Annotated in this window: 9 protein-coding genes and 3 pseudogenes; 1 reads left to right on the top strand and 11 read right to left on the bottom strand. The window is 58.2% G+C overall.

Annotation, left to right across the window (positions count from 1 at the left end):
• Positions 1-20: 20 nt before the first annotated feature.
• From nifK to queC, 8 genes and pseudogenes are all read right to left on the bottom strand, one after another.
• Positions 21-1,562, bottom strand: coding sequence for a nitrogenase molybdenum-iron protein subunit beta (gene nifK, locus EOA19_RS25800; protein WP_024505263.1), 1,542 nt, complete (start codon positions 1,560-1,562; stop codon positions 21-23).
• Positions 1,563-1,691: 129 nt separating this feature from the next.
• Entirely contained in the window at positions 1,692-3,194 is a 1,503-nt protein-coding gene (gene nifD / locus EOA19_RS25795) for a nitrogenase molybdenum-iron protein alpha chain (RefSeq protein WP_128305218.1), read from the bottom strand.
• An 87-nt stretch (positions 3,195-3,281) separates the two neighbouring features.
• Entirely contained in the window at positions 3,282-4,175 is an 894-nt protein-coding gene (gene nifH / locus EOA19_RS25790) for a nitrogenase iron protein (protein WP_024505261.1), read from the bottom strand.
• Positions 4,176-5,272: 1,097 nt separating this feature from the next.
• Positions 5,273-5,469 (bottom strand): annotated as a pseudogene (locus EOA19_RS36090) (7-carboxy-7-deazaguanine synthase QueE); the annotation flags it as partial.
• A gap of 160 nt (positions 5,470-5,629) precedes the next feature.
• Positions 5,630-6,382 carry a carbonic anhydrase gene (locus EOA19_RS25775; protein WP_063169372.1) on the bottom strand — a complete coding sequence of 251 codons (753 nt, stop codon included), beginning with the start codon at positions 6,380-6,382 and terminating at the stop codon, positions 5,630-5,632.
• Positions 6,383-7,152: 770 nt separating this feature from the next.
• Positions 7,153-7,878, bottom strand: a complete 726-nt coding sequence (queE, locus tag EOA19_RS25770) for a 7-carboxy-7-deazaguanine synthase QueE (protein ID WP_164548811.1) — start codon at positions 7,876-7,878, stop codon at positions 7,153-7,155.
• Between the two features lie 5 nt (positions 7,879-7,883).
• A complete protein-coding gene (gene queD, locus EOA19_RS25765) occupies positions 7,884-8,240 on the bottom strand; it encodes a 6-carboxytetrahydropterin synthase QueD (RefSeq protein WP_063169374.1) in 357 nt (118 codons plus the stop codon).
• On the bottom strand, positions 8,240-8,938 hold the full coding sequence (gene queC / locus EOA19_RS25760; RefSeq protein ID WP_063170389.1) for a 7-cyano-7-deazaguanine synthase QueC: 699 nt from the start codon (positions 8,936-8,938) through the stop codon (positions 8,240-8,242). The genes queD and queC overlap by 1 nt, the downstream gene beginning before the upstream one ends.
• Before the next feature lie 369 nt (positions 8,939-9,307).
• Between queC and EOA19_RS25755 the strand changes: the two are divergent.
• Positions 9,308-9,449 (top strand): annotated as a pseudogene (locus EOA19_RS25755) (transposase); the annotation flags it as partial.
• Here the strand turns inward: EOA19_RS25755 and EOA19_RS25750 are convergent.
• From EOA19_RS25750 to hisC, 3 genes and pseudogenes are all read right to left on the bottom strand, one after another.
• Positions 9,444-10,646 (bottom strand): annotated as a pseudogene (locus EOA19_RS25750) (IS3 family transposase). The pseudogenes EOA19_RS25755 and EOA19_RS25750 sit on opposite strands and share 6 nt — an antisense overlap.
• Before the next feature lie 254 nt (positions 10,647-10,900).
• Positions 10,901-11,935, bottom strand: coding sequence for an LLM class flavin-dependent oxidoreductase (locus EOA19_RS25745; RefSeq protein ID WP_063169375.1), 1,035 nt, complete (start codon positions 11,933-11,935; stop codon positions 10,901-10,903).
• A gap of 71 nt (positions 11,936-12,006) precedes the next feature.
• Complete coding sequence (hisC, locus tag EOA19_RS25740) at positions 12,007-13,137, bottom strand: histidinol-phosphate transaminase (RefSeq protein WP_063169376.1); 1,131 nt, start codon at positions 13,135-13,137, stop codon at positions 12,007-12,009.
• Between the last annotated feature and the right edge of the window lie 835 nt (positions 13,138-13,972).

Below are 13,972 nucleotides of genomic sequence, written 5' to 3'. Positions count from 1 at the left end.
CGAAAAGCCGGCCACGGCTCTTAGCGCGTGAGGTCATAGGAATAATCCGTCACACCCGTCTCGCTCGTCTCGCGATCGAGTTTGTCGAAGATCTTGTCGAGGATCGTCGTCAGCACGCGCAACGCGCCCTGGTAGCCAAAGAGCGCAAAGCGGTGATGATGGTGCCGATCGAAGATCGGAAACATCAGCCGGATCAGCGGCGTTCCGGTGTCGCGCTCCAGGTACTTGCCGTAGGAATTGCCGATCAAAAGGTCCACCGGCTCGGTAAAGAGCAGCGAGCGCAGCGCCCACAGGTCCTTGCCCGCCCAAACCTGGGCAGCCTTGCCGAAAGGCGAGGATGCTAGCAGCTTCTTCAAATCGGCTTCCCATGCCGAGGTGCCATTGGTGGCGAGGCAATGGGTTGGCTCGCCGCCGGTCTCCATGACAAAGCGGGCCATTGCGTGAACGAAGTCGGGATCACCGTAGATGGCGTATTTCTTACCATGCAGCCAGGATTGGCTGTCCGCCATGGCGTCTACCAGTCGGCCGCGCTCGAGGCGAATTGCCTCGGGAATCTCCTTGCCGGAAATCGCCGCGACCTCCATCAGGAATTCGTCCGTCGCCTGAACGCCGAGCGGATAGTGGAACGAGGCCGTCGCCTGCCCGACCTCCTCGCAATAGCCCAGTGTCTTTCGGGTGTTGTGATGCTGCAGCGAAAGCGTTGCCTCGGCGTTGAGGGCCTTCTTCACCTCGTTGATCTTCGTGCCCCCGTCATACATGCGGTATTCACCGTCCGAAGGCGTATCGAACTGGTCAGAGGCATCCTGGATCAATGTATAGGACACGCCCATTACATCGAGCAGGCGCTTGAGCTCCCGGTTGTTGCCGACGCAGAAGCCGTCGAAGCCCGGAATGATGTTGATGGTTCCTTCGATTTGCGTACGCTCCTGACCTTTCCAGAAGTGCTCCAAAATGCCTTTGACCATGTTGTCATAGCCGTCGACATGACTGCCAACGAAGGCCGGGGTGTGGGCAAAGGGCACGTCGAAGTCGCGCGGGACTGAATCTTCGTCCTTGGCGTTCTGGATGAAGCTGTGCAGGTCGTCGCCAATGACCTCTGCCATACAGGTCGTCGACACGGCAATCATCTTGGGGTCGTAGAGCTGGTAGGTGTTGGCGAGCCCGTCGACCATGTTCTTCAGGCCGCCAAACACCGCCGCATCCTCGGTCATTGAGGAGGAGACCGCCGCGGCAGGCTCCTTGAAATGGCGCGACAGGTGCGAGCGGTAATAGGCGACGCAACCTTGGCTGCCGTGGACGAAGGACATGGTTCGCTCGAAGCCGGCGGCAGCGAATACCGCACCCAGCGGCTGGCAGGCCTTGGCCGGGTTCACGACAAGCGCTTTGCGGGCGAGGTTCTTTTCGCGGTATTCCCACGTCTGGGTGAAATCGCGCTGATCGGAAACGATTTCATCGGGGTGCGGACATTCGAAGTTTAGCTTCTTCTCAGCGAGCATCTTTCTGTATTCCGGCTCGCGGAACAGGGGAGCGTGATCGAGAATTTTTTCAGCCGACTGCGGCATGATGATTACCTCTTTTGCATCTGGCTGCGCGGGACGGCAGCTCAGGACGTCAAGACGTTCCAGGCTCCGGCGGATCAGAGGCCGCGGGAGTTCACCGTCTCAGTGGGAGACTGGGGCTGAAGCAAATGTTTATTCGGCAGCCATCGCCCGCTCATCGCCCCGGCTTCTTTTCCAAGGCGCGTGGAATAGGTCCCAGACCGGGTTGTTAATGGCGAGATCCACATCACGTGCGAAAATGGCAAAGCCGTCGTAGCCGTGATACGGGCCTGAATAATCCCAGGAATGCATCTGGCGGAACGGTATGCCCATCTTCTGCACCGGGTATTTTTCTTTGATTCCCGAGCCGACCAGATTTGGGCGAATCCCTTCGATGAATTTCTCCAACTCATAGCCGGTCACGTCATCGTAGATCAGCGTGCCGTTCTTCACGTAGTGGCCGGTGCGCTGATAGTCGTCGCTGTGGGCGAATTCATAGCCGGTGCCCACGATGACCATGCCGAGGTCCTCGTAGGCCGTGACGACGTGGCGGGGGCGCAGGGCGCCGACATAGAGCATCACGGTATTTCCTTCCAGGCGCGACAGGTACTTGGCGATGACCGCATCAACAAGCGGCCTGTACTTGGCAATGACCTTTTCGGTCTTCTCCTCGATTTCCGGCCCAAAATGCTTGGCTATGTTGCGCAGAGAGGCTTCGATCTGGGAGGGACCGAAGAAATTGTACTCCATCCAGGCGACGCCATACTTTTCCTCCATATGCCGACAGATGTAATTCATCGACCGGTAGCAGTGGATAAGATTGAGCTTAGCCTTCGGGGCGCGCTCGATCTCTGCGAGTGTGGCGTCACCCGACCAGTTGCCAACCACGCGCAGCCCTATCTCCTCAAGCAGTATGCGCGAGGCCCAGGCATCGCCGCCGATATTGTAGTCGCCGATGACGTTGACGTCGTAGGGGCCGGCCTCGAACTTGACATCCTTTTTGTCGAAGACCCAATCCCGGATTGCATCATTGGCGATGTGGTGGCCAAGCGACTGCGAGACGCCGCGGAAGCCCTCGCAGCGTACCGGCACGATCGTCTTGTCATACTCCTTGGTCTTTTTGCGAGAAACGGCCTCGGTGTCATCGCCAATCAGGCCGATAGGGCATTCGGACTGCACGGTGATGCCGTTGTTGAGCGGAAACAAGACTTCAATCTCGTCAATGATCTGTTCCAGCTTCTTGTCGCCGCCGAAGACGATGTCCTTCTCCTGGAAATCGGAGGTGAACTGCATTGTCCCGAACGTGTCGACGCCCGTTGTACCGACGTAGTAGTTGCGGCGCTGCGACCAAGAATATTGGCCGCAGCCGACCGGGCCGTGCGAGATATGGACCATATCCTTGACTGGCCCCCACACCACGCCTTTCGAACCAGCATATGCACAGCCGCGAATCGTCATCACCCCGGGAATGGACTTGATGTTCGATTTGACGTCGCATTCGGAAAGGACCTCGCTTTCCCCGCCAGCCTCGTTGCCGCTCTTTGCGACGTTGAGGTGCTTCTTGCGGCGCTTCGCCGCCTTGTCGGGATAATGCGACAGCACCTCTTCGATAAGCTTCGCATGAAGAGCACCGTCATTCTCGTATTCCCGGCTCATGAGTCCCCCTTTCAAGGTTGGGTGACGCCTCAAAGAATAGGCGCCGTTCTCTGCAAGGCGCGCCGATTCATGGCAGCGCTAATGTCACTACTGGGCCGCCGCCTTCGCCGCTTCCTTGGAGTGAAGCTCGGCAAGCATCTGCTCGTCGGTCTTCATGATGCCGAAGTCGAGCAGCATCTCCTCCAGCTCCTCCATGGTGATCGGCGTCGGGATCGTACCCTGGCCCGAATTGGCGTGGATCTTCTCGGCCAGAGCGCGGTATTCCCCTGCCTGCTTTGAGTCCGGCGCGTACTGGATCACCGACATCTTCCTGAGTTCGGCATGTTGGACGATGTTGTCGCGGGGCACGAAGTGGATGAGCTTGGAATTCAATCGGCCAGCCAGTGCTTCGGCCAGATCGAGTTCGCGGTCGGTTTGACGTTCATTGCAGATCAGCCCGCCCAGCCGCACACCGCCCGAATGGGCATATTTGAGGATGCCCTTGGCGATGTTGTTGGCGGCATAGAGCGCCATCATCTCGCCGGACATGACGATATAGATCTCCTGGGCCTTGCCTTCGCGGATCGGCATGGCGAAGCCGCCGCATACCACGTCGCCGAGGACGTCATAGGAGACATAATCGACATCGTCATAAGCGCCATTCTCCTCGAGGAAATTGATCGAGGTGATGACGCCGCGGCCGGCGCAACCGACACCCGGCTCGGGGCCGCCGGACTCCACGCACTTGATGCCTCTGTAGCCCACCTTGAGCACGTCCTGGAGTTCGAGGTCTTCCACCGAGCCTTCCTGTGCGGCGAGATCCAGGACGGTATCCTGAGCTTTCGAATTCAGGATCAAGCGTGTGGAATCGGCTTTGGGGTCGCATCCTACGATGAGGATTCTCTGCCCGAGGTCGACAAGGGCAGCGAGCGTATTTTGGGACGTGGTGGACTTGCCGATGCCGCCTTTTCCGTAAAAGGCGATCTGACGCAGACCTGACATAATAGCTTTCCTTCCTTCGTTCTAATTATCGCGACTGCCCGCGACACAAGTGCCGATAGGCAGCTCGTGCCGCCTCACACCAAGCATCGCAAAAAGCGTACCAGCGTGATCGGCCGATCCCAGAAGAAACTTTGTCATTAAATTCCAGCCGCTTAGACGGCGGCAAAACGCGCGAACGGGCCTTTCAGGCGTCTGTCACGGACACGACAAAGCCGACACAGATTGTCGTGCGCCATCCAAACCGCCGTGTGTCGAGCTCGAAGCGGGAGAATGGGGAAGTTAGCCCAAAGCTGATGGCGAGACCATCGGAAGACATCGGCTCTTGTCTTTCCAGCCTGCCATTGATCGGGCGGTCGCTGGATGAGCAGGAGCCTGGGGCTTGACCGCGGCGCGGGTAGTTCAGGCAGGCTTACAGAGCGGGAACGCCGGCGGCCGATAGACATCCGCGCTTAACCTTTCATAGCCCGTCTACAAGTTGGTTCCGCCGACGCGCTATATGGAAGCCAAATAATTCAGTAGCTTAGCCGAGAGCATTGATTTTTTCAGAAAGATACGTGTTATACGCGTATGAACCGCCGAACCCATGGTCGGCGCCCTCATGCGCGTGAGACCCCGTTGTGGGCGAGGCTCGCGACTGGCTGCACGATCCTAGCCGGCCTGCTTGCCATTGAGTTTGGTCCCGCCGCGGTAGGCTGCGGCATCAAGGGCAACATCAGCTACAACACTGGCAAGAAGATTATCACGTTCTTGGACAGGAATCTTACTGGGAGACACGCATCAACCTATTGAAGGGCGAGCGGTGGTTTTGTTCAGAGGAAGCTGCACGAAAGGCGGGCGGGCGGGCTTCGAGAGGTTAGTGTCGCGGCAGCTTGCAGATCTGCCCACGGGGCCGCCACGATCGCAAAGTGTGTACAAAAGCGCCCTCTCTGCCGAACTGAACAGTGCTCACGGCCATAGCCTCGGATGAGCCCGACTGGCTTGACCTCTGCATGATGAGAGCAGCTTTTACACCAGGTGCGCAGCACATGTCTTTAACGAACGCATCGTCTTCAAGAATATAGAGAGCAATTCGGAAAACCGAGTAGTTGGCGGCGAAGCTAGGAGAAGGTATACACTACCCTCTTGTTACCCCAGAGTAGAACGTGCAGCTGCGGCAAGACGCGGGCTTCGAACCACCTGTCGCTGGTCACCTTTTCTACCAGCGGTTCCATGCGCATCATATTCCGTCGGACTCGACAGAGACGTCTTCATTACCACGGCGGGGCGGCGTGTGATTGCCGGGTTGCAGACAAACCTCGCCGCGACGTATTTGGGACGAGTGGTGTCGGCACCGAATCCCTATCATTTAGACTAGCCAGCTTGGGGAGCGCCGTCAGACCGCCAGACCGGAAGAGGAGGCTTCGCGCCAACTTGTGCCAAGAATGTTGGACCGTGCGGAACCGCTGGGGCGGCGCTCAACTCTGGCGCAGGATGAAGCGTCGATTGGGTGAATGAATAGGGCGCGCGTTCGACGGGTAGAGTGAGGCAAATCGCTGGATGTCTGCCGGATCAACGTCAACCGGTTCCATCGCCACCATCCACTCGACGTTTTCGGTGCACGGCGGCGTCGTCAGTGAGCCCTCATAAGTCCAATAGCCAAGCGAGGCTGGCAGAAGCCAGTTGGGATTCACCTCGTCGATCGTCACCTCCCCATTCGGCAGTTCGGGAAAGGCCGCAGCAAGGGCAGCAAAGCTGGCATTTGTCGCGCCGGGCGTTAAAAAGACGCCCAGCACGCCCAGAGTACCACTTTGCGTGTCCTTGTGAACGAAATGCACCTCCATCGGGAAGCTCTTGCCCGCCACGTGATGTTCGCTTGGCGCATGGAAATGGAACTGTACCAGTTCGTAGACACGATCGCCGCGGGTCAGCGTGCTGCCTTGTGGCATATTGATTTGAATGGTGTGGCCGTTGTTCACCATATTGCCGCCGCCCTTGTGCCAGCCGATGGCGATATGCGGGATATCCGCCTTGACCGCGCTGTTGATATTGATCGGCGATTGCTGCGTGCCGGCAGAGCATACGAAATTTTCCTTATCCAGATCAGCCCAGTGCTCCGGTCCGACCGGACCGGTGTACCCCCAATGGGCACTGGTCGCTTGGGCGGCTTGAACGCAAATCCGGCATGCGCCGAGCGCAACCAACCCTTTGATCAGGTGACGACGATACATATTACTTTTGCTCCTCTTGCGAACTGATGTTGGTGGCTGCCCTAATGGACGCGTGATGGCCAATCGGCGCGGCCAGTATTGTCCTTTGCAACTGATAGATGCCCGCACGCCTTGGCGTGCTTTCATAAGTGCGGCTGCCGTTTCTCGGCTGGCCGGCTTCTGCAGCCCGCAACGGGGGCAGTTTCAACCAGCTAAACGATAAAAAATTTTAGCAGACCAGCGCTTGACCCCCGCCGCAAAGGCACAGGCGAAGGTGATCACTGCGCGGCTGCCGTTCGCGCCGGAGGCCGCATCGCTATACTTTACACTCGCTGCCCAAGGAGACGCAGGCGACCCCAATACGTTTTCATCGCTACTCCCGACGCAGCCGACCCACGCCACGAAAACGTTGCTATATTTCACGTTGGGCCAATGAGGAAATCGATCTTCTTTATGGAAGGCATTTGCGCAATGGATGCATTCCCATGCTGACAGTCGTGCGTCAGGCCGGACAATGAGATACATCGATAAGAGCTGGACAAGGATGAGGGGATGACGTGCTTGCGACGGAGCAGGTGGGGCGAGAAGGCCAGTTCTTGCGGATTTCAACTTTGCGTGACGACAGCTCATCGGAGTCAAGGTGACACACGCCGGCAGCGGGGTGTCCGGGCGGTTTCCAGCCGCACAATCGCGAGACCGCTGACGCGAACAAAGCTCGGCTGTACTCGGCACGCGAAGAGAGCCTGCCAAGCCGTTGGAGCCCGGCCTTCCGGTGCGACGCAAGCCACAGACTAGACCGCCCTCTTGTTACCCCAAAGCAGAACGTGCAGCTGCGGCAACACGCGGGCTTCGAACCACCTGTCGCTAGTCACCCTTTCGACAAGCCATTCCATTCGCATCATTATTCCGTCCAAGTCGACAGAGGCGTCTTCACTGCCAGGGAGCGGCGGCGTGTGATTGCCGGGTTGCAGATAGATCGGAAGGTGCGGATATCTCGCCGCGACTTCTTTGGCGTAGGCATAGTCACTCTCGTCGAAAACGACGAGCTTGAGCACGATTTGCGGCTTCTCTTGCGCCGCTTCGAGGCATGCATCAAACGCAGCCCAACGGGTCGTCATCTCGCTGGACGGCGGCTTTGGGCTAAGGGTCAGCACGTCAAGATCCGCAAACCACTCCCTCACCACGGAACCCTGCGTTTCCAGTGCAAAACGATAGCCCTCGCGATGGCCTCGTTCTATGAGGGGACCGAACGGCTGAATGGCCGGGTTGCCGCCTGACAAGGAGACCATAACCGGCCTGCCGCCGGAAAGCGCATGGACGGTTTGCCACACGGCATCGATCGGCATCGGTAGCCATTCATGGCGATACTGATTGTCCACCGCGTGAAGGCTGTCGCACCATGAACAGCGATAATCACATCCGCCGGTTCTGATGAACACCGTCGGCAAGCCGATGAGCACGCCCTCGCCCTGGATAGTCGGCCCGAATATCTCGCTCACACGGATTGCGGGATGCATGTCGGTCACGGACGGTATTCCGCCCAAGTTTTCGGTGTTTCGCTAACGCGCACGGCCGCGGTCTGCGGCAGACGTGCCTTGCACCATTCATAGAAATGTCTGGCCAGGCATTCCGCCGTGACCTTCTCATGTCCCAGCACGTCGTTGAGGTGCCGATGGTCGAAGCTCTCGTCAATGTAGCGTTTGAGCGGCGCCAGATCGTGATAGTCGCGCACGAAGCCGTGGGCGTCCAGTTCCTTGGCCGACAGCTCCACTACGACGACATAGTTATGCCCGTGCAGGCGCGCGCATTGATGGTTGGGAGGCAAGGAGGTGAGCTGATGCGAGGCCGAGAAGTGGAATTCCTTGCTGATGTGGAACATTACGCGCGCCTCCTGCGCAGCGCCTCAAGCCAGAAATCGGCGTCCTCGTAGTCGGTGGGATCAGCGTGCCCGGCGAGATGGAACGCTTCGCGCCGCTCGACGCAGGTCCCGCATCGTCCGCAGTGACGCACGCCGCCCTTGTAACAGGACCAGGTCTCAGCAAACGGGGTGCCGTATCTTGCGCCATCCGCAACAATGTCAGCTTTTCCGAGATTCACATACGGTGCATAGAGGCGTATCTGCGCATAGCCGTCGAGCGCGCGGTCTTGCATTGTCTGGAAAGCTTCAATGAAGGCCGGACGGCAATCGGGATAGATGAAATGGTCCCCACCATGCACGGCCGCCGCCACCGCTTCGGCGCTGTGGGCGGCGGCGAGACCGAAGGCGATTGCCAACATGATGGCATTGCGGTTCGGCACCACCGTAATCTTCATCGTGTCTTCGGCGTAGTGGCCGTCCGGCACGTCGATACTGCTAGTCAGCGCTGAGCCGGAAAGGCCACGGCCAATTTCGCCGATGTCGATGATCTGGTGCGGGACCTTCAGTCGCTGCGCGCAAAGAGCGGCGAAGCCCAATTCCTTCCTGTGCCGTTGGCCATAGTCGAAAGATAGAAGGCCGGTGAGTTCGTGCTCCGCTGCCACCATGTGAGCAAGGGAAACGGAGTCCAATCCGCCAGAGCAGACGGCGAGAGTCTTCATCATTGGTATCCTTGTTTTGACCGGGTAAGGCTGCGACCGGAGATTTCTCTGCGCCCCCACTACTCCAGCGACTCAGTTTTGTGAACCGGGAGAATTTGCGCTCAGCCCGATTGGAACGGGAGTGCGTCGCGTCCAACACGCGTGATCAATAAAAGTTGAGCGCTTCAGCAGTTTGTTTCGCATCGCGCCAACTTTCGCAACCTGCTGTCCGATCGTCGACTTCGAGACAAGGTGATGTTCGGCCGACATCGGCTGACTCTTAATTAAGCCGCAGAACACATGTTGGCTTTCTGGCCTTCGCTTGTGCGGTTGGCGAGGGCGACATGGATGCCAGCAAATTTGACATTGGCGACATCCGCCTGGAGAACCCTGCGCGGCGCGATTGAGGCCGCAGGCGAGCCTGCTCTAACTGCCGCCCTACAGTCCCGACTTCAATCCGATTGAGAACGCCTTCGCCCAACCTAAGGCGCTGCTGCGAGCAAAGGCCGAGATAACCATCAAGGCTCTATGGGACTGACGTTGCCCCAGCAGTTTTGAGTTCGTTTCCGGCGTGGGTTGTGCCCTGCTGGGCGGGTGAAGCGACGGGCGCTGGCGCGGAGCCTTTGGCATAGCGCAGCGCGAGCGACCGTCGCGGATTGAAGGTGCTGGCGAACTTGGCCGGGGTCTGCCAGGGGGGAGTGCGGCCGCGCGGTGTTGTAGTCGGCGTGCCACAGGGCGATGGCTACGCGCGCCTGAGCCAGCGAGGTGAACAGCGTCTCGTTGAGCAGTTCATCGCGCAGTCGGCCGTTGAAGCTCTCGATGAAGCCATTCTGCATCGGCTTGCCGGGCGCAATGTAATGCCATTCGACGCGGTTCTGATCCGCCCAGGAGAGGATGGCGTTCGAGGTGAACTCGCTGCCATTGTCGCTGACGATCATCCTGGGCCGGCCCCGCTCGGTGATGAGCCGTCCAATTCGCGGGCAACCCGCATGCCCGAGAGAGACGTATCAACGATGAGTGCGAGGCACTCTCTCGTGCAGTCGTCGACGACGGCCAGGATGCGGAAGCGGCGCCCGTCGGTGAGCTGGTCCGATACGAAGTCGAGCGACCAGCGCTCGTCGGGCCTCAGCGGCACCAGCATCGGCGCCCTGGTCCCGATCGCCCGCTTGCGGCCGCCACGGCGGCGACGGCGAGCTTCTCCTCCCGATAGAGCCGGAACAGCTTCTTGTGGTTCACGACCAGGCCCTCCCGCCTCAGCATCACGAGAAGACGCCGGTAGCCGAACCGGCGACGCTCCTGCGCGATCGGCCTTCATCCGCTCGCGAACCTCGCGGTCGTCCGGCCTGCTGGTCTGGTAGCGAACCGTCATGCGGCAACAGCCGATGGCTTTACACGCCCGCCGTTCGCTCATCCCGAAGCCTTCCTTCAGGCGAGCGACAGCTTTCCGCTTGGCGGCGGGCGTCACCATTTCTTTCCCACAAGGTCCTTCAACGCGGCATTGTCGAGCATGGCGTCGGCCAAAAGCCGCTTCAGGCGCGTGTTCTCGTCCTCCAGCGCCTTCAGGTCGCCGAGCCTCGGTGACATCCATCCCGCCGAAGCGGGCCTTCCAATTGTAGATCGAGGCGTCGCTGACCCCGTGCTTGCGGCACAGATCGCCAACCGATACCCCGGCCTCGTGTTTCTTCAAAATTCCGATGATCTGCTCTTCAGAGAAGCGGCTGCGTTTCATGTCCTGGTCCTCTGGATGGGCCAGAACGAACTTCAAACCGGATTAGATCAGAGGGGCAAGGTCAGGACGCCTCGGCGCGGTCGTCGACCTCTTCACCCCAGCCGAATGTGCCAACTACTTCAAAGCCGCAGGATATGACCTGGATCAGATAGGACGTGCTCCAATGGTTTACACCTGACACAGGAGTCCGGCCCCCACAACCGTTTCGCAATGAGGAGCAGCGCTGCCGCTGCTCCTCCAATCACACGACGGATTCACGATGCGGCAACTCGAGCCATGATTTCGGATCCAATGGCCGATGCGGTGTATAGTGAGGCATCCAGCGGCAAATCCCCAAATGCCAGTTGACACAGAAGATAATTAGCACCTGCCTCTTCCAGCTGATCAAGGAGAGCTTTTCGGACAGAATCTGCCGTTCCCACGACGCACAATTCACTTTCAATTGCTGCATCGAAGTTCAAAGGCAAGTTTGGTGGAGTGGAAATGGCATTTAGTTCGTATAGAAATTTGAAGCTATTGAGCCATCGTTCATAGGCAGGTGCTGCGAGCAAATACGCATCTGTTTCAGAACGCCCTATCACCACCATTCGGAGCAATCCAAGAAATGGCGCTTGCTGGCCAATGTCAGCATCGTGAATTCGGGCGGCGCGGAACGCGTCGGTAACGCTGCGAACAGAAGTGGAAGGTCCGACGCAGGCGATGTTTGCCCCATTCGCAGCGGCCCAGCTAGCCGGCTCGGGTCGATTGGTGGCGATCCATGTCGGCGGACGGGGATATTGGTGAGGTCTCAACGTCAGCGGAACATCTTTCAACTCAAAGTGGCGGCCCTGATAAGAAAGCGTCCCGCCTTTCATCGCATTGATGAGAATCTCACTGGCCTCCGCATACTGTTCTGGTGCTGCTTCTACAGCAACCCCGAAGTATCCCAATTCAGTGGGAGCAGAGCCGCGCCCTATGCCGAGTTCAAGCCTGCCGCCGCTCAACTGATCAAGCATGCAGATCTCCTCGAAGGCACGCAGCGGATGATAGAGCGCAAGTAGCATTACCATGGGACCAACACGAAGACTGCGGGTTCGCTGGGCGACGCTCGCTAAGAACAAATTCGGTGATGGACCTCTGCCATGCGGCGTACAGTGGTGCTCGGCGAGATGATACGCATAAAAGCCATAGCCATCGCACGCTTCTGCTAGGCTCAGCCGATCTGCATATTGTTGTGCGATGTCATCGCCGTTTTCGTCCAGATGATCGAAGATGCCGAAGGTCAGGCCCGAAGCGGAAATTTTCTTCAATTAATTGTTCTCCAAATTACCTATATTTATTCGCTAATCATCATAGCTCACGACATATCATTACTTGATGCTTAATGTGAATCGACTTCATGCTTGTGAGCACCGCGATCCTTCTTAAAGTTCATACAGACGCGTTCGGCGGCAGCAAGGAATTTGTCCATCTGCTCTGTGGTGCCAATGCTGACGCGAATACAGTTCTTCAAATCTACGTCAGGAAAGCTGGCGATGAGGATCGCCTGCTCTTTCAACGCGGCTTGCCAGCATGAGCCCTCCTGTCCCGCCGGCACACGGGCCAGCAAAAAGTTTGCGTGGGAGGGTGTTACGGAAAAGCCAAGTTGCAACAGCGCCAGGGTCACTCGCTGTCGTTCATGCTTGATGTGCCTGTGGTTCTCTTCGTAGGCGTGGCGATGCGCAAGAATGCTTTTCCCGACCGCCTGCCCGATCACGTTCATGTTGAAGACATTCTGGATGTTGCGCAGCCTGCCAATGATTTCTGGGTGACCGAAACCGAAGCCGACTCGCACGCCAGCGGCAGCATAGCTCTTTGAAAAAGTCCTCAAGATCAAAAGATTCGGATGTCTATTGACGAGGCGCAGGGCATTGTCGGGTGCGAAGTCAACGTAGGCCTCATCCAAGACGACCAAGCGATCTGCTTGCTCCACAAGGCGTTCGATTTCGGCCACCGGCACGAATGTTCCGGTCGGATTGTTCGGATTAGCCAACAGAATGAACTTCGCGTCTTTTGCGGGGCCGGACAGCAGTTTTTCTATCGGCAGGGGATGAGCTTCGCTCGATGCGATTTCGAGAAACTCGGCACCCTGCAACATGGCAAGTTTACGGTTGAACGAAAATCCGGGCGACAGCATTGCCACTCTATCTCCTGGGGCGAGGAAAGCTCTGTAGATGAGTCCGAGCAGCTCCGACGAACCGTTGCCGGCAATCACCTGATCTTTGGAAAATCCGTAAGCATCGGAGGCAGCTGCCCTTAAGCTGAGATTGTCGTCTTCCGGATAAAGATACTGGTGTTCGATCGCAGCAATTGCACTTTGCATTACGCTCTTCGGCAACGGAAACGGGTTCTCGTTCGTATTTAGCTTAACGCAGTTTGCATCCGTCGCTGGTCCGTTGGACGAGAGAGCATCTAATTTGCTGGCCACCGGCGAAAAAAGCGAAAGCACGGTCTTCAGTTTTGCATCGCACATGTTCTTCTCCGTTTTTCAGTCCCGCAGGGCATGTGACATGAGGCAATCGTTGATCGTGACTTGATCGACGTTCGGCTATATCAGCGCTGCCTTCCCACCCTGGTGGGGATCGCCGACCACGGTTTGGATTTGACACCGGGAAGCTGTCGAGAACCTGATGACGACCCAACGTTTGGCCGACGGCCGATTCGGCGCAACAGACGGTGTTTCAACATCGCATCGTCCTCAAAGCCGCATGCAGGGCCTGCACGACAGCCCGTCTCCAGCGCCCGCAGATAGGTGGAAGCCGAAGTCTTGCCGAACCTCAGTTGCTCTGCCACCTTGGCCCACCGGACTGCCCTGTTTATGGGTCAGGCGCAGGATATCTCTGACGCTCGTTCGTCTTGCTTGCTTCCGTCTTGGCATGGGCTCTCTCGGTTTGCTGATGAGAGAGCCAAATACCGGCTCATCTGAGCATGAGACGCAGGCCTGACGATATGGAGCGTCGCTGGTGGCGCGCGTAGCCGAGAGGGTTCGCCTCGCTGGCGGGGCATGCAAGACGGCGCACCTCCTTAGCCATCCTGTCCCATCGTCTCAGATCGTGAGGCGCACCTTATAGTCGGTGAGGAGATCTTGCAGGGTCAGGTTACGCCCTAGCGCTTAAGGTTGTTGGTCGCACCGAGCAAGCGCGGGACCTGTCGACGGACAACAGCGGTGCCACTGCCGGCACTAGGTGTGAGCTTTCGAGAGGTTGTCCATTCGGACCGGACCGAGGAGACTGGAGTTACCACGCTTCAGCATCCATCGGAGGGTCCGAATGAACATCCACAAGAATGCCCGTCTCACACCGCTGCGT

The sequence above is a fragment of the Mesorhizobium sp. M7A.F.Ca.US.010.02.1.1 genome, from assembly GCF_004023085.1.
Taxonomy (GTDB): domain Bacteria; phylum Pseudomonadota; class Alphaproteobacteria; order Rhizobiales; family Rhizobiaceae; genus Mesorhizobium.
This window is presented reverse-complemented; position numbering and strand designations above follow the sequence as displayed.